Genomic DNA, 17,075 nt, shown 5'->3' with positions numbered 1-17,075 from the left:
GTCCGGCCTAACGCGCCGGCCCGTCGACGACCACCTTGCCGTCCGCGACGACGTAGCGGACGTCGCGCAGATTCTTGAGCGAATCGAGCGGGTTCGCGCCGACGATCAATATGTCCGCGATCTTGCCCTTTTCGATCGTGCCCAGCTTGTCGCCCATCCGCATGATCTGCGCGCCGACGCGGGTCGCCGATGCAAGGATGTCGGCGTTGCTCATCCCCGCCTGGCTCAGATAATCGAGTTCATGGAAATAGGCGTCGGGATAGCGTTCGTCGTTTTCGAACGGAATGTCGGTCCCGACGCCGATCGGCACGCCGGCGCGATAGGCTTCGGTCACGCGCTTCAGATGGTCCCGCTGGTCGATCACGAAACGGCGCGAATGGGTGTTATAGAAACCGCCGCTCGGAATGCCGGCGGTCGGATAGCCGCCGTTGAGCAGATTGTCGAAGGCGATGATCGTCGGGACGAACGCCGTCCCGTGCTTCTTCATCAGCGGCACCGCATTGTCGCTCATCGCCAGCGGATGTTCGAGCGTGTCGACCCCGGCCTCGATCGCCCAGTCGGTATATTTGCCGAAGCTGTCGATCGCGACCGGCACGCCCAGCGAGTGCGCCTCGTCGATCGCCGCCGCCAGTTCCTCCTTATCGGCCGGCGCGCCGAGCTTGATCCAGTCGGCAAGGTTGCGGATCTGCTCGCGCACCGCGGTGCGCCATTCCCACGGGCCGTTGGCGCCCTTCGACGGCCCGCCCAGTGCTGGCTTCTGCCGCCCGGTCGCCGTCGACGTCACCTCGTCGCCGTGGCCGCCGGTGGTCGCGATGATGCGCCCGCTCCACAGGACGCGCGGCCCGCGGATGATGCCGCGGTCGACCCCTTCCTTGATGCGCAGCGCGACATCGTCGACGGTACCCACGTCGCGTGCCGCGGTGATGCCAGCGTTGATCAGTTGCTCGGCCAGCGCGACGCCGCGGATCGCGGCGCCTGCCGGGCTGTCAGAATATTTGCCGAAATCGTCGCAGCGCTGCTGGGTGAAGTGGATGTGCAGATCGATCAGGCCCGGCATCACGTACAGGCCGGAGGCGTCGATCGTGCGCGCGGCATCGGCCGGCACTGCCACCGACCCGGCGGGTCCCGCGGCGAGAATCCGGTCGCCCTGAGTCACCACCACCGCATTGGAGATCGGCGCGCCGCCGCGTCCGTCGATCAGCGTGCCGCCGGCGATCACGACGATCGGTTCGTGGCTGCGATCAATCGGGGGAATCGGCACGCGCCGCACGTCGTCGGTCGTTTCGGGAATCGGGCGCTCGGCCGCCTGTACAACCGGCGACAAGGCGGCGAGCGATGTCAGCAGGCCGACGCCCAGCGCCGCGTGCTTCCAGCGATCGCCCCCTCGACGACGTGCGATATGATCCGGCATGGCAACCTCCCCTGAAATGTGAATTTACACATGATTTAAAGCGCGATTCTCTTGACGACACAAGAGGGATTTGCTTCGATGCGCGGCGGCCGGATCGGCGGGCGATCGCGGCCGCCGGAGCACGACATGCCGCTGGCGCAACCGCAGGCAGGCCTCGAACAGGCGCTTGGTCAGGCGATGGTGCTTGCCCGCTCGGGGCGTTTCGATGCCGCGGAAGCCGGCCTGCAAGCCATATTGGCCCAGAGCCCCGATCAGCCCGACGCGCTGCAATTGCTGGGGATGGTCGCGCGGCGGCGCGGCGATCACACCGCGGCGACGGCGCTGTTCCGCCGTTCGCTGGCCGCCCGTCCCGGCCAGCCGCACGTGCTCAACAATCTGGGCAGCAGCCTTTCCGATCTCGGACGGCACGCCGAGGCCGCCGCCGCCTATCAGGAAGCGCTGGCTCTTGCGCCCAGCTACGACGACGCGCGGATCAACCTCGCGCTGGCGCGGATCGCGCTCGGCGATCCGGGCGCGGCACGCGACGGGCTCGCTCCGCTCGTCCGCGCGCGCCCCGACCATGCGCGCGCATGGGCCGTGCTCGGTCAGGCGCTGAACGCGCTGAACGACGGAAAGCAGGCCGTCGACGCCTACCGCACCGCGCTGCGCCTGCGCCCCGACCATGCGCCCTGGCAGCACAATCTCGCGGTGGCGCTGCGGCTCGTCGGGCGCCCCGAAGAGGCTTTGCCGCTCTTCGAGGAATGCGCCGCGCAGGCACCCGGCGAAGCGAAAATCCGGTACAACCTCGGGCATTGCCTGCAGGATCTTGGCCGCATCGACGAAGCCGCCGCCGCCTATCGCGCGGCGATCCGCCTGACGCCAGCCGACGCTGCGATGCACGATTCGCTCAGCCGACTGCTCTGGGAGCATCGCCGCGCCGATCGCCATCTCGACAGCTATCGCGAGGCGCTGCGCCGTCATCCCGACGACGCCGGGTTGCTCGCGGGGCTTGCCAACCGCCTGACGCTCGGCGGCGAGCCCAGCGAAGCGGCGGCGCTGCTCGCCCCGGCGGTCGCACGCGGCGTCGGCGGCGCCGACCTGCAACATCGGCTGGGGCAGGCGCTCTGGTCGAGCGGCCGGTCGGAAGAGGCGCTCGCCGCCTTCGACGCCGCGCTGGACGGCGACCCGGAGCATGCAGCCGCCCTGCGTGAATCCGCCCGCTCGCTCCTGATCCTCGACCGGCCGGCGGAGGCGATGCCGCGCATCGCGCGCCGCCTCGATACCGATCCCCGCGATCAGCAGGCACTCGCCCTCCAGGGTATCGCGTGGCGGTTCACCGGCGATGCCCTCGCCGAATGGCTGAACGATGTGGCGCTGATCGGCACACTGGCCCTCAGTCCCGCAGACGGCGACGTCGCCGGTTTCAATCGCCGGCTCGACGAAGCGCTTGGCGCGCTGCACCTCGGGCAGCGGCATCCGCTCGAACAGACGCTGCGCGGCGGGACGCAGACGGCCGATGACCTGTTCGGCCGCGACGTGCCGGAGGTTGCGGCGGTCCGGGCGCTGATCGAGGAAGGCGTCCGCCGCTATATCGCCGCGCTGCCCGACGATGCCGCTCACCCCTTCCTCAACCGCAAGGCATCCCGCTTCGCCTTTTCGGGCTCCTGGTCGGTGCGGCTGCACGACGGCGGCCACCACACCAACCATATCCACCCCGAAGGCTGGATCAGCGCGGTCTATTATGTCGCCCTCCCCGCGGCGGTCGCCGAAGGCGAACAGGGGTGGCTCAAGTTCGGCGAAACCGGCCTGCGCCTCGGCGCCCGCGAACGGATCGTCCGCACGGTGCGTCCGGAACCGGGGCGCCTCGTCCTGTTCCCGTCCTATTTCTACCACGGCACCATCCCCTTCGCCGACGAGGGGCACCGCACGACGATCGCGTTCGACGTCGTGCCGGCGGACTAGGGGATCATCAATTTACTTGCATATGCAAGTTTTTCGACGCACAATCCGGCTCGGGAGAAAAGATCATGACTGCAAACATTATCCAGCAATTCGCCGCGGGCGTCGCATCGGGCGCGATCCGCACCATCGACCTGACCCAGACGCTGTCGCCCGAGACGCCGACGCTCGTCCTGCCGCCCGAATTCGGCCAGTGCGCCGCCTTCAGCCAGGAAGAGATTTCGCGCTACGACGAGCGCGGAGTCGCCTGGTACTGGAACAATTTTACGGTCAGCGAGCACACCGGCACCCATTTCGACGCGCCGATCCACTGGATCACGGGCAAGGACCTGCCCAACAATTCGGTCGACACGGTGGCGCCCGCCGATTTCATCGCGCCCGCCGTCGTCATCGACATCTCGCAGAAGGCGGCGGCCGATCCCGACTATCTGCTGACGGTCGAGGATATAAAGGCATGGGAAGCGACGCACGGCCGCATCCCGCCGCGCAGCTGGGTCATGCTGCGCACCGACTGGTCGAAGCGCGACGTCGACGCCTATACCAACCGGCGCGAGGACGGGGCGCACACACCGGGGCCGTCGGCGGAGGCGGTGCGTTTCCTGGTCGACGAACGCGACGCACACGGGCTGGGCGTCGAGACGATCGGCACCGACGCGGGGCAGGCGCATCTGCTCGATCCGGCCTATCCGGCGCACACGCTGTTCCACGCGGCGGGCCGCTATGGGCTCCAGTGTCTCGAGAATCTGGACCTGCTGCCGCCGACGGGCAGCGTGGTCGTCGCCGCGCCGCTCAAGATCAAGGGCGGTTCGGGCAGCCCGCTGCGCGTGCTCGCGCTCGTCGCGGACTGACGCGGCAATGGCGGAACGTTCCTTCAAGGCGGAGGTCGAGCAGCTCAAGCTCGGCGACGGCGAGTCCTTCCACGGCGAAGGCATCCTCGCGGTCACCAAGGCGCTGCTCCAGGCGGGCGTCGCCTATGTCGGCGGCTACCAGGGATCGCCGATCAGCCACCTGATGGACGTGTTTTCCGACGCCAGCGACCTGATGGCCGGGCTCGGCGTGCATTTCGAAAGCTCGGCCAGCGAGGCGACCGCCGCGGCGATGCTCGCCGCGTCGGTCAACTATCCGCTGCGCGGCGCAGTCGCGTGGAAATCGGTGGTCGGCACCAACGTCGCGTCGGACGCGCTGTCGAACGTCGCCTCGGGAGGCGTCACCGGGGGGGCGTTGATCATCCTTGGCGAGGATTATGGCGAAGGCTCCTCGATCATGCAGGAGCGCACCCACGCCTTCGCGATGAAATCGCAGATGTGGCTGCTCGACCCGCGGCCCAGCCTGCCGCTGATCGTCGACATGGTCGAAAAGGGGTTCGAGCTGTCCGAAGCGTCGAACACCCCGGTCATGCTCGAACTCAGGGTGCGGGCCTGCCATGTCACGGGCAGCTTCACGGCGCGCGACAACCGGCGGCCGCCGCTGACCGTCGCCGAAGCCGCGGCGGCACCGACGCGCGACACCAACCGCATCGTCCTGCCGCCCGCCAATTTCCTGCACGAGGTCGAGAAGATCGAGAAGCGCTGGCCCGCCGGCATCGATTTCGTCAGGCAGCACAGGCTGAACGAGCATTTCGGCACCGAGCGCGACGAGATCGGCATCATCGTCCAGGGCGGGCTGTTCAATTCGCTCAACCGCGCGCTCGAACTGCTCGACCTGTCCGACGCCTTCGGCAATGCGGCGCTGCCCGTCTATGTGCTCAACGTCACCTATCCGCTGATCCCCGACGAAGTGCAGGCCTTCTGCGCCGGCAAGCGCGCGGTGCTGGTGGTCGAGGAAGGCCAGCCCGAATTCATCGAGCACGAACTCAACACGCTCGTTCGCCGCGCCGACCTGCAGACGCGCATCGTCGGCAAGGATGTGCTGCCGCGCGCGGGCGAATATACGGCCGCGGTCATCAAGGACGGCATCGCCCGCTTCCTGCGCGCCCACGCCCCCGACCGCGCACCGGCCGAGGAGCCTGCCCAGCCGTCCGCGCTGCCGCCGGGCGCAGTGCCGCAGCGGCCCGCGGGCTTCTGCACCGGCTGTCCTGAGCGGCCGATCTTCTCGGCGATGAAGCTGGTCCAGAAAGAGGTTGGGGAACTGCACGTCTCCGCCGACATCGGCTGCCACCTCTTCTCGATCCTGCCGCCCTTTCACATCGGCAACACGACGATGGGCTATGGCCTCGGCACCGCGGGCGCCTCCGCGTTCAAGCCCGAGGGCAAGCGCGCGGTCGCGATCATGGGCGACGGCGGCTTCTGGCACAACGGCCTGACGTCGGGCATCGGCAACGCGGTCTTCAACCAGGACGACAATCTGACGATCATCGTCGACAACGGCTATTCGGCCGCGACCGGCGGACAGGACATCCCCTCGTCGCGCGCACGGCCGCCGCACCGCCAGACCAACAACCCGATCGAGCGCGCGGTGCGCGGCGTCGGCATCGGCTGGGCGCAGACGCGGACGCGCACCTATGACGTGGCGGGGATGCGCGATGCGATCCGCGACGCGCTGACCTCGCCCGAAAAGGGCCCGAAGGTGCTCGTCGCCCAGTCCGAATGCCAGCTTAACCGCCAGCGGCGCATCAAGCCCCAGATGGCGAAGGCTCTGCGCGCCGGCGAGCGGGTGGTGCGCGAACGCTTCGGGGTCGACCCCGACACCTGCACCGGCGACCACAGCTGCATCCGCCTGTCGGGCTGTCCGTCGCTGACGATCCGGACGAACCCCGATCCGCTGCGCCAGGACCCGATTGCGCATGTCGAGAACAGCTGCGTCGGATGCGGGGTGTGCGGAGAGGTCAGCCACGCGGCCGTCCTCTGCCCGTCCTTCTACAAGGCGCGGATCATCGCCAATCCCGATCGGCGCGATCGGCTGCGCCATCGGCTGCGCGGCTGGGTGATCGGCGCGCTCCAGCGGCGATCGGCGCGCCGGCTGGCCGCGAGGGCTTTCTGATGGCCGGGCGCGAACGCATCACCATCGCCGCCCTCGGGCTCGGCGGGCAAGGCGGCGGCGTCCTCGCCGACTGGATCGTCCAGCTCGGCGAGGCGAACAATTATGTCGCGCAGGGCACTTCGGTCCCCGGCGTCGCGCAGCGCACCGGCGCCACCGTCTATTATATCGAGATGTTCCCGGCCGGCTGCGCCAGCGCACCACCCGTGCTCGCACTCATGCCGGTGCCCGGCGACGTCGATGTCGTCCTCGCGTCGGAACTGATGGAGGCCGGCCGCGCGATCCTGCGCGGCTTCGTGTCGAAGGACACGCTGCTGATCGGCTCGACCCACCGCGTCTACGCGATCGACGAGAAATCGGCGATGGGCGACGGCCGCGCCAGCGGCGAGCGCATCCTGGCCGCCGCGCAGGAGCGGGCCCGCCGCTTCATCGGCTTCGACATGGACGATGCCGCCGCGCGCACGGGCAGCGTCATCAGTTCGATCATGTTCGGCGCGCTCGCGGGCAGCGGCGTCCTGCCCTTTCCCCGCGCGGCCTTCGAGGATGCGATCCGCGCGGGCGGCAAGGCGATCGAAACCAATCTGCAAGGCTTCGCGGCCGGCTTCGACGCCGCGCAGGGCAAGGGCGGAACGCCGCAGGAAACGCCGCGCGCCACTGCGCCGACCACCGCGGCCGGGCGCGCGCTGCTGGCGCGCATCGAAGCGAATCTGCCGCGCGAGGCGCATGATTTCGCGGTCGAGGGCGTGAAACGGCTGATGGACTATCAGGACGCGGCCTATGCTGCCCTCTACCTCGACCGGCTCGAAGCGCTCGGGACCGATCCCGCGCTGCTGACCGAAGCCGCGCGTCACCTGGCGCTGTGGATGTCCTATGAGGACACGATCCGCGTCGCGGCCCTGAAGGTCCGGGCGAGCCGCTTCGCCCGCGTCCGCGCCGAGGTGAAGGCGAAGGACGACCAGATCGTCGAGCTCACCGAATATATGCATCCGCGGCTTGAAGAGGTCTGCGAGACGCTGCCCGCGCCGATCGGGCGCCGCATTCTTGCCAGTCCCTGGCTGACGCGGCGGCTGAAGCCGCTGTTCGCGAAGGGTCGCCATGTCGAGACGACCAGCTTGCGCTGGTTCCTGATGCTGTCGCTGCTCGCCGGCTGGCGGCGCTGGCGGCGCGGCACGCTGCGCTACCGGATCGAGCAGGAGCGGATCGAGGCATGGCTGGCGCTCGCCCGCGCCGCCGCGCCCGATGTCGCGGTCGAGATCGTGAAATGCCAGCGGCTGATCAAGGGCTATGGCGACACGTTCGAGCGCGGCCTCGGCAATTACGAGCGGATCGTCGAGCGGTATCGCAAGGGCAACCTCGCCGCCGCGGACATCGCCCGCCTGCGCGAGGCGGCGCTGGCGGACGAGGAAGGCCAGGCACTCGACCAAGCCCTGGCCTCCTGATCGCTGGCGCGAAGCAGACTCTGTCCCGCTTGGCTCGCATCAAGGGCTGATATGCCGCATCTACCGGAATGGGACGACCCTAACGTTTCGCCGCGATCCAGGCGTCGACCTTCGCCTCCAGCATCGTCATCGGCAGTTGCCCCTGCGCGAGGATCAGGTCGTGAAAGGCGCGGATGTCGAAGCGGTCGCCCAGCGCCTGTTCGGCGCGGCGGCGCAGCTCGACGATCTTGAGTTCGCCGACCTTGTAGGCGACCGCGCCCCCCGGCGCACCGATATAGCGCGCGAGTTCGGTGTCGATGTTGATGTCGGCCAGCGCCGTATTCTCGGCAAAGCACTGTCGCGCCCGGTCATAGCTCCAGCCCATCACGTGGATGCCGGTATCGACGACCATGCGGCACGCGCGCCACATCTCGGTCGAGAGGCTGCCAAAGGTCTCATAGGCATCGCGATAGACGCCCATCTCGTGCCCAAGCCGTTCGGCATAGAGCGCCCATCCCTCGCGGAAGGCCAGCAGATCGCGGGCGCGGCGGAAGCCGGGGAGCGCCTTGTTCTCGTTGTTGAGCGCGCCGTGCGTGTGGTGCCCCGGCGCTGCCTCGTGCAGGCTGAGCGCCGGGACCTCGTACAGCGGCCGCTGGTCGAGATGCGAGGTGTTGACGACGAAGGTCCCGGCAAAGCCCTTTTCGAAATCGCCGCCGCCGCCGCCGCGCGCGGTCGTATAGCCTTCTTCCAGCTCGCGCGGCACCGGCACGATCGTGAAGGGCTGGCGCGGCAGAACCGAAAAATAGCGCGGCAGCACGCCGTCGATGCGCTTGGCCGCCGCAGCATATTTCTCGATCAGGCCTTCGCGGCTCGTCGCATAGAAGCGCGGGTCGGTGCGCAGGAAGCGCAGCCAGTCGGCGAAGCTCCCCTCGAAGCCGGTCGAGGCGATGACCTTGTCCATCTCGGCGCGGATCCGGCGTACCTCCGCCAGCCCCATTTCGTGGATCTGCTCGGCGGTCAGGTCGGTCGTCGTATAATAGCGCAGCAGGAAGTCGTAATAGGCCCGCCCGCCCGGCACGGCCGCGATACCCAGTTCCTTGCGCGCCTTCGCGCGATAGGGGCCGTCGATATAGGCTAGCGCCTCGCGCTGCGCCGGCCGGATGTCCGTTTCGATCAATCGCTGCGCCTCGGCCGCGATCGCCGGATAGGGCTTGAGCGGCTCCAGCATCGGGTCCTCGGCCACGGGCTGCGCGATCTGGTTGCGCAGGATCGCCACCCCCACGTCGATCACGACCGCGGGGTGCGTCCAGCCCGACGCCACCCCGCGCGCGAGGTTGGCGCGCTGCTCGGCGAAATAGCGCGGAATGCCGCGCATCCGCTCCACCCACGCGCGCGCATCGGCTTCGCTGCGCAGGGTCAGGCCGCGCGCGAGCGAATAGGGCGTGTTGTAGAAGCCTTCATGCGCGACGAAGGCGAAGCGCCGTTCGTCGAAGTCTATCCCTTCGACCCGCCAGGCGATGAGCTGGCGCAGATAGGCACGATCGACGCGCGTTTCGTCGGTCAGCGCCGCATCGTCGAGCGCATCGAGCGCTGCGGCAATCCGCTGGAGCTCGGCCTTGCGCCCCGCCATGCCCGCCGGCGTCTCGTCGGGCCAGCCGACCCGCGCCCGCGACGGATCGGAGCGCCCCGCCTCCATCGGATAGTCTTCCGCGAAATGCTCGTAACGATCGATCAGGTCGGGCAGGTCGGGTGTCGCGGCCCCGCCCAGCAGCAGGGCTCCTCCGCACAGCGCTACGACGCGGCACCAGCGCCGGATCGGGGTGGGGATTGCAGGAGCCATGGCGAATTCCTTTCAGGGGAACGGCGCCGCACCGGGACGCGGCGGATTGAAACCGAAGAGCTTTGAGCTAAAGCGGCGGTCATGGACGTCTTTCAGTCGGGGAACCCCGGCGACACCGCCTTTCGGGTCGATCGATACCCCTTCTATCTGCTCAACCGGCTGGTCAGCCGGTACAACAGCATCATCGATGCGCGGCTGCGCGCGATCGGCCTCGATATTCCAGGCTGGCGCGTCCTGATGATCCTCGGCGAGGAATCGCCGCGCGGCGCGCGCGAGATCGCGCAGGCGGCGGTCATCAACCTGTCGACGATGACACGGATCATCCAGCGGATGACCGCGGCCGGACTGGTGACCGCCACGCCGAGCCGCGAGGACGCCCGCGTGACGCTGGTCGCGCTCGCCCCGGGTGGCGAAGCGCGGCTGGCCGAGGCGCGGCTGGCGACCGCACCCATCTATGCCCATCTGATCGCGGGGCTGAAGGCCGAGGAATTCGAGCAGTTGATCGCGCTGCTCGGCCGGCTTCACGACAATCTGGAACCGCTGGCGCCCTAGGGGCGGGCGCAGTTCAAGCGAGGCGGAAATGGCGACTTTGCCGGTGCCGGAGTTCAGCATTCCGATGGCGCCGCTGTTTGCGGGCCAGAGCTGAACGTCGATCGACCCCGGATCGCCCATGCCTCAGTTCGACAGATAGGCCATCGACATCAGCAGCTTCGGCAGCCACGCCGCGCCGGCATGGAAGCGCACCGGCGCCGGCGCGCGCGGCTGCACCGAAAGCGCCGTGCGATCGCCCGTCGCCAGCATGGCAGCCACCTCCGCCCCCAGCACGCTGTTGGTCGCGATCCCGCGGCCGTTGCAGGCCTGAATGGCGATCGCCCCCTCGCCGAGATCATAGACCTCGGGAAGGAAGGAGGTGTTCACCCACGCCAGGCCGCGCCACAGGAAATCGATCTGCGGATCGGGCATCGCCGCGAAATGCTGCGCCAGCCGCCGCCGGGCCTCGCGATAGAGCGCGGCATCGCTGCGGATCAGGAAGGACGCGGGAAAGGCCGAGACCAGATGCCCCTGCCCGTCGAGCCGCGCGGTGAACAGATAGGGGACCTTGTCGGTGAAGGCGCCCCCTTCGGTCAGGATCGCCCGACGCTGCGCTTCGTCGAGCGGCGCGCTCGCGAACTGGAAGACGTGCAGCGGCAGGGTCGTCCGCCGCATCGCCGGGTGCAGCGCACCGTTGCCGCCGTTGGCAGCCAGAACGACGCGGTCCGCGCGCACCGTCCCGCCGGGCGTGCGGCAAAGCCAGCCGTCCGTCGTCCGCTCGAGCGCGGCGACCGGGCTGTTCGCGAACAGGCGCGCGCCTTCGCGCTCGGCCGCGCGGGCAAGGCCGCGGACATAGCCGAGCGGGTTGAGGCTGCCGCCGTCGCCGAAGCGTAGCGCGCCGCAATAGCGGTCGGTGCCGAACAGCCGCCGGACCTCTGCGCCCTCGACGAAATCGACGGCATAGCCGCGCGACCGCCACTGGTCGGCGGAGCGGCGCTGATTGTCGGCGAGCGCCTCGGTGTGCGCGGGCGTGTAGAAGCCGTCCGGGCGCGCATCGCAATCGATCGCGTGCCGCGCGATAAGGTCGAAGACGAAGCGGCCCGAGGCGCCGATCATCCGGTTCAGCCGTTCGCCGTCCTCCGCGCCGAACGCCTGTCGCGCCGAATCGGGCGAATGGCGGATATAGTCGGGTGCGACGAGTCCGCCGCTCTGCCCGGTCGCGCCGTCGCCCGGCTGGCCCGCCTCGACCAGCACGACCGGGACACCCTTTTCGGCCAGATGGAGCGCCGTCGCGGTTCCGGCGATGCCGCCGCCGACGACCAGCACGTCGCTCTCGACATGGCCCGACAACGGCGCCAGCGCGGGCCCCGGGGCGGCGGTCGCCGTCCACAGCGGGCTCGTGACACTATCCTTGCGAGCGGCGCGGGAGATCGATCGATGCTGCATCATCGCTCCGTCGAAGCGACGAAGAGGGTGCCCATCGCGACGAGCGGGAGAGACCCCGTCGCGACGCCCACAACTCGGGACACTGTCATAACTGCGAACTTTCCTGCTCGCCCGTTTGCCGGGCGCTCTATCTTGCTATGGTTCAGATCGTGGCTGGAACGCCCTGCTCCGACCGCCCCGTCCGCCGCGCGATGGCAACGAAGAGCAGCACGAAACAAAGCGCCACGGGTGTGTTCATGATCATCGGCAACGACATCTCGTTGTTGCCGACGATCGAAACGGCGATGAAGATCGCGGTGCCTTCCTGTCGCATCAGATGCTCGATCCCGATCGCGACATTCTCGCGCCGCGAGAAGCCGGCGAAGCGGACGATGGTCATCACGACGACGACCATGGTCAGGTTGAGCGCGACCGTGATCCAGAACAGCGCCCCCAGATTCTCGCGCAGCACCGGAACCTGGTCGTAGAGTATCACGCCGAAGGAGCTGAACAGGACGATCGTCGCTGCATTCTTCAGGTAGCGCTTGAACCAGATCGCGAAATCGGGCCGCCACGCGCGGATCGCGAAGCCCACCGTCGCGGGCAGCACCGTGATCGAGAAGATGTCCCAGAAGAAGGAGGCGAGCGGCACCTGCACGTCCGCCTCCAGCCCCATGAAATGGAGCAGCGCGAAATGCGCGTAGAAGGGGACCACGAAGATATAGATCATGCTGAGGATCAGCGTCATCGACATCGACAGCGCCAGATCGCCCTTCGCCATGTCGGTGAACAGGTTCGACAACATGCCGCCGGGGGTCGTCGCGAGCAGGACGAAGCCGACCGCGAGCGCCGCGGTGGGCACCACCGTCAGCGCGAGCGTGAGCCCGATCAGCGGCGGCACGACCAGCATCGAGCAGACGCCGAAGATCAGCGCGCGCTTGTTCCGGAATACCTGCCGAAAATCGTCGGCGGTCAGCGACAGGCCCATCGACACCATGATCGCTACCAGCGATCCCGGGAGCAGCCAGTTGCCCAGCAAGGACATCAGATCGTCATAGGTCATGGGCGGGCGTCCTCAGGCGGTTTCAATCGTCAGGGTGCAGGCGCCGTTGCGCCGGATGGCGCGGCAGTCGGCCTGCGCCTTGGCCAGATCCTCGTCGAGGATGCGGGCACAGACATTCGCCTGGATCCACCCGAAGGGCATCAGCAGGCGCCCGCCGCCGCCATAGAAGAGGCCGATGTCGTAGAAGGGTCCCGGCGGCAGCCCCTTGGTGCTGCCCGCGGCGAGATAGGCGAGGACGATGTCGCCCGCCTCGGGATAGGAGGTCGCGTTCTCGGCCGGGATGGCGGGCTGCGCCATCCCGGCCGGCAGCGTGCTGGCCGGCATCGGGACGGAGATCTCGGGGCCGGTCCAGATCGCATGCATGGCTTCGAACGCCGCGCGGCGTTCGGCGAGGTCCCACAGGAAGGCCGCCGATTCGGGCGCCGCATCCTCGATCAGGCGGCAGCGCGCGGACAGGCCGGACTGCGGTTCGGTCAGTCGGATAATACGCATGGCGCTCCCTATTTCCCGTCCACCATCGCCAGATACTCCTGCTTCTGGAGCGCGATGGGCACATTGCCGTTGAGCCAGAGATAATCGTGGAAGCGCTTGAGGTCGAAATCCTTGCCCTCGCGCACCCGCGCCTCGGCCAGGAATTCCGCCGTCTGCATCTTGCCGATCTGATAGCTGATCGCCTGTCCCGGCGCGGCGGCGAAGAAGACCGCTTCCTCTTCCGCCGTGGCGCGGTCCATCGGCACCATCTTTTCCAGATAGTCCGCCGCCTCGGCGATGCTGAAGTCGCCAAGCGCCAGCTTCACGTCGACCTCGACCCGCAGCGCGCGCAGCCGGGCGAAATTGTAGATGATCTCGCGCGTCCGGGGCGCGCCGGCCCATAGGCCCGCCTGAAGCATCATCTCCTCGGCATAGAAGCCCGTCCCCTCGTTCGCGCCGCTGTCGTAATAGTGGCGGCGCAGCGGGTTCGGATGCTTCCAGCCCAGGCTGAGCTGGAAGAAATGGCCGGGCACGCCTTCGTGCACGATGATCGGGCGCGGATCGCGGGTGATCGACAGGTTGAAATAGCCGAGCCCGGGCGACGGTTCGGGAAGATAGACGGTCGCATTCTGTCCGACACGCGTCCGGCTCGTCAGGTCGAAGGTCCGCCCCAGCCAGCCGATCGGCGCCAGATAGGCCGGAAAGGGTTGGGCGTTATAATGGCCCACCCATTCGGGCACGGTCAGCAGCTTGCGGTCGCGCAGAAAGGCCCGGACCTTGCGTTCGTCGGCGTCGAGCTTCGCCGTCACCGCGTCGATCGATGCGCCGATCGGCAGTTCGGGCAGCCCCGCGTTGCGGTTGCGCTCGAGTTCCTCGAACAATACCGAGCGCGCCCATTCCTGCCGCCCCATCACCTGCAGTTCCTCGGGCGAATAGGGATAGAGGGCAACGCTGCCGAGGAAATAGCGATAGCTGTCGCGGCCGACCGCGGTCGCATCGGACAAGCCGGCGCGCCGGGCGTTCAGGAAGGCTTCGAAATCGGCGAAGGCCGCGATCGCCTTGTCGGCCGCGGTGCGGAGCTGCCGGCGCTGGCCCGGCGTCGCGTGCGGATCGATGCCGGCGACCATGCCGTTCAGGCTGGACGGGACCTGCGCGACCTGCGCGAGCGCGGCGTCGACGAACGGCCCGCGCATGTCGGTGAGATTGGTCTTGCCCGCAGCAAGAGTCGCCGGCGCGTGGCCGAGCAGCCGGATGACGTCGTCGATCCGCGCCCGTTCGAGCGGCGGCGGCGGCAACAGCAGTTCGAAGATCGGGTTCAGCGCCTGCGCAACATAGAAATGCGGCTGGCGCCGCCACGCGGCGACATGGTCGAGTTCCCAGCGCACGCGCGCCAGCGCCGATCCGACCAGCCGGTAATCGACCGTCTCGCCGACCGACTGCGGCGCCTGCGCGAGCGCCTTCCACCGCGTTTCGAACGCCGCGAGCTGCCGCTTCTGGGCGTCGACGGCGGCGGGCGACCAGTCGGGCGTCCATTTTTCGGGGCGCACGATCCGCGGAATGTCGTCGCTCGTCGCCGGCTGGGTCGTGGCGCGCCACGCCCAGAAGTCGGCGCCCAGCGCCTGCACCTCGGCCTGCGCCGCGGCGCCCGTTGCCGACAGCAGCGCCGCGCCGCCGATCATCAGGGAAATCGCACGCCGCAGCATGTCACTCCCTGTTCTTCACATTGCGGTCGAAGAAATCGACCATCTTCTTGAAGGCGAAACGCGCCTGCGGCAGGTTGTCGCTGGCCCAGGCATGGTTGGCGCCGGGCAGGGTGACGAGTTCGAACATCTGCTCGCGCTGGATCATCCCCTCGATCAGCGCGATCGTGTCGGAATAGAGCACGACCGGGTCGCGCGTTCCGTGGATGATCATCAGCCGGTCCTTGATGCCCTTGGCCTGATAGAGCGCCGATTGCGCTTCGTAGCGGGCCGGCATGTCGGCGCCGTCGGGCGGCCCCATGATCCACATCTGCGACGGATAGGCGTGCCAGACGTTCGTCGCGGGCGCCCCGGCGATGCCGGCGGCATAGACGCCGGGCTTCTTCGCCAGCGACATGATCGTCATCAGCCCGCCATAGCTCGACCCCCAGATGCCGATCCGCCTGGGATCGGCATAGCCCTTCTCGACCAGATAGCGGACGCCGCTTTCCAGGTCGTTGATGTCGGTCTCGCCATAGCTTTGATATTGCGTCTGGTTGTGGTCGCGTCCCTGCCCCCACGATCCGCGGATATTGACGTTGAGGACGATATAGCCTTGCGCGACGAAATATTGGTCGAGACCCCAGGTCGGGTGCGCGCGGCGGCCGCCCCACTGGTTGCGCACCGCATCCGAATAGACCGAGCCGACGATCACCGGATAGCGTTTCGCGGGGTCGTAGTTGGCGGGCAGGCTCAGCCGCGCGACAAGGTTGGTGCCGTCGACATGGCTCGGAAACTCGACATAGCCGATGTTCGCCCAGGTCTGGGTATAGAATTCGGGTTGCGGCGACTTGGTGACCTGCACCGCTTTGCCCGGCTTCGCCGTGTCGATCAGGAAAAGCTCGGGCGGCGTGGTGTCGTTGCTGTACCAGTCGGCGATATGGCGGAAATCGGGTGAATAGACCGGCTGGTGCGTTCCGGCCGCGGCGCCGCTCAACCGCTCGATCGCACCGCCCGCGACCGGCACGCGATAGAGCTGGCGGTCGGGGATGTAGGATTCGTTCGCGGTGAAATAGAGCTGGCCGCGCTTGCCGTCGACCGCGAAGGATTCGATCTCCCACCGGCCGCTCGTGATCTGGCGCGGCGCTTCGCCCGCGGCGCGCTGGTGATAGAGGTGCAGCCAGCCGTCACGGTCGGTCAGGATGATCAGCCCGTCGTCGCGCGGCGCCCATGCGACCTTCCAGTCGGGACGCAGATGCTTCGCCTCGCGCAGCTGATAGAAGGTTTCGCGCGTCCCGCTCGCGACGTCGAAGACATAGATGCTGTGTTCCTTCGCCTCCATGTCGGAGCCGCTGACGAACAGGCGCTTGCCGTCGTTCGACACGCCATAGTCCCAGATATGATCCTTGGCGTTCGGGCGGTCGAAAAAGCGCACGTCGCCCGACGCGAGGGTGACGACGCCGACCGTGGCCTTCGTTGTCTCGTCGCCCGGAAAGGCCCGGATGACGCGATTGTTCTGCAAGCCGCCCTTGGCGTAATAATAGATGTCGCGCTCGGGCATGGCGCGGTCGTCGGATTGCTCGAAGGCGATCGCCTTGCCGTCGGCCGACCACTGGAAATCGCCGATATAGACCTTGGGATCGTCGTCCCCCGCGACGCGGCGCGCGGCATTGCCGCCCTTCGCCGCGACGTCGCGGACCCAGAGCACGCCGCCCAGCGTCACGCGATTGCGCGTATCGACGGGGTTGCCCGAAATGAAGGCCAGCCGCGTGCCGTCGGGCGACACGGCAAGCTTGCGAACCGCTTGCTTGTCGGTTTCGACCGGCGTGACCGTGCCGTTCGCCTCGCGGATATGAAGCTGTCCGCCCAGCGTGAACGCCACCCGCCCCCGGTCGAGCGCGACCGCCTGCGCGATCCCTTTCTGCTCGGCCTCGGGCTTGCTGTCGCGGCCCAGGAAGGTGAGCCGCGTCTTCTTCCCCGTCCGGACCGAATAGGACCAGATGTCGCGGAAGCTATAACCTTCGTCGTTCCACAGGAACAACACCGTGTCACCGTCCGCCGCCCAGCTATAGCCTTCGGGCGTCGTTCCGATCAGGCTCTTGGTGCGATAGAGTTCGTCGATCGACAGCGACGTCCCCGCCACCTTCGCGCCGCCGTGGACGGGGGCATGCGGTGCGGGACGATCCTGCGCGCTTGCCGCCGTCGAGGAAAGAGCCAACGCCAGCGCAACGCCGACCGACCGGAACAGACCCATCTCGTTCATCTATCGCAACCCCAGCTTGAACGCACTTCGCACGGCGGCCCGGCCGCGACGGAATGATGC

At 68.1% G+C, this 17,075-nt stretch carries 12 protein-coding genes; 5 read left to right on the top strand and 7 right to left on the bottom strand.

Annotation, left to right across the window (positions count from 1 at the left end; genetic code table 11):
• Positions 1-7: 7 nt before the first annotated feature.
• A complete protein-coding gene (locus tag C3E99_RS00480; protein WP_104959284.1) occupies positions 8-1,411 on the bottom strand; it encodes an amidohydrolase family protein in 1,404 nt (467 codons plus the stop codon).
• Between the two features lie 78 nt (positions 1,412-1,489).
• Here C3E99_RS00480 and C3E99_RS00475 point away from each other — a divergent pair, with 78 nt between their 5' ends.
• From C3E99_RS00475 to C3E99_RS00460, 4 genes are all read left to right on the top strand, one after another.
• Positions 1,490-3,352 (top strand): tetratricopeptide repeat protein, encoded by a 1,863-nt coding sequence (locus C3E99_RS00475; protein WP_076073679.1) that lies wholly within the window; start codon positions 1,490-1,492, stop codon positions 3,350-3,352.
• Positions 3,353-3,417: 65 nt separating this feature from the next.
• Positions 3,418-4,197 (top strand): cyclase family protein, encoded by a 780-nt coding sequence (locus tag C3E99_RS00470; protein WP_076073676.1) that lies wholly within the window; start codon positions 3,418-3,420, stop codon positions 4,195-4,197.
• Positions 4,198-4,204: 7 nt separating this feature from the next.
• The gene (locus C3E99_RS00465; RefSeq protein WP_076073674.1) at positions 4,205-6,328 is read left to right on the top strand and encodes an indolepyruvate ferredoxin oxidoreductase subunit alpha; all 2,124 of its coding nucleotides are present in this window, start codon (positions 4,205-4,207) and stop codon (positions 6,326-6,328) included.
• The gene (locus C3E99_RS00460; protein WP_104959283.1) at positions 6,328-7,764 is read left to right on the top strand and encodes an indolepyruvate oxidoreductase subunit beta family protein; all 1,437 of its coding nucleotides are present in this window, start codon (positions 6,328-6,330) and stop codon (positions 7,762-7,764) included. Before C3E99_RS00465 ends, C3E99_RS00460 begins: the two co-directional genes overlap by 1 nt.
• Before the next feature lie 79 nt (positions 7,765-7,843).
• Here the strand turns inward: C3E99_RS00460 and C3E99_RS00455 are convergent, their stop codons facing one another.
• A complete protein-coding gene (locus C3E99_RS00455) occupies positions 7,844-9,583 on the bottom strand; it encodes a DUF885 domain-containing protein (protein WP_076073671.1) in 1,740 nt (579 codons plus the stop codon).
• A gap of 81 nt (positions 9,584-9,664) precedes the next feature.
• On the opposite strand from C3E99_RS00455, the gene C3E99_RS00450 reads away from it, so the two are divergent.
• Positions 9,665-10,135, top strand: coding sequence for a MarR family winged helix-turn-helix transcriptional regulator (locus tag C3E99_RS00450; RefSeq protein WP_076073668.1), 471 nt, complete (start codon positions 9,665-9,667; stop codon positions 10,133-10,135).
• 123 nt (positions 10,136-10,258) lie between these two features.
• On the opposite strand, the gene C3E99_RS00445 is transcribed toward C3E99_RS00450, so the two are convergent.
• The 5 genes from C3E99_RS00445 to C3E99_RS00425 all read right to left on the bottom strand — a co-directional run bounded on the left by C3E99_RS00445 (position 10,259) and on the right by C3E99_RS00425 (position 17,015).
• Positions 10,259-11,563 carry an NAD(P)/FAD-dependent oxidoreductase gene (locus C3E99_RS00445; protein WP_076073666.1) on the bottom strand — a complete coding sequence of 435 codons (1,305 nt, stop codon included), beginning with the start codon at positions 11,561-11,563 and terminating at the stop codon, positions 10,259-10,261.
• Between the two features lie 139 nt (positions 11,564-11,702).
• On the bottom strand, positions 11,703-12,602 hold the full coding sequence (locus C3E99_RS00440; RefSeq protein ID WP_067180816.1) for a bile acid:sodium symporter family protein: 900 nt from the start codon (positions 12,600-12,602) through the stop codon (positions 11,703-11,705).
• A gap of 12 nt (positions 12,603-12,614) precedes the next feature.
• A complete protein-coding gene (locus tag C3E99_RS00435) occupies positions 12,615-13,094 on the bottom strand; it encodes a DUF3830 family protein (RefSeq protein ID WP_067105356.1) in 480 nt (159 codons plus the stop codon).
• 8 nt (positions 13,095-13,102) lie between these two features.
• A complete protein-coding gene (locus C3E99_RS00430) occupies positions 13,103-14,776 on the bottom strand; it encodes a DUF885 family protein (protein WP_083674962.1) in 1,674 nt (557 codons plus the stop codon).
• A 1-nt stretch (position 14,777) separates the two neighbouring features.
• Positions 14,778-17,015, bottom strand: coding sequence for a S9 family peptidase (locus C3E99_RS00425; RefSeq protein WP_076073662.1), 2,238 nt, complete (start codon positions 17,013-17,015; stop codon positions 14,778-14,780).
• Positions 17,016-17,075: the final 60 nt, after the last annotated feature.

Source organism: Sphingopyxis sp. MG (assembly GCF_002953155.1).
GTDB lineage: Bacteria > Pseudomonadota > Alphaproteobacteria > Sphingomonadales > Sphingomonadaceae > Sphingopyxis > Sphingopyxis granuli.
The sequence above is the reverse complement of the archived record's forward strand: the minus strand, read 5'-3'. Positions and strand labels throughout refer to the sequence as shown.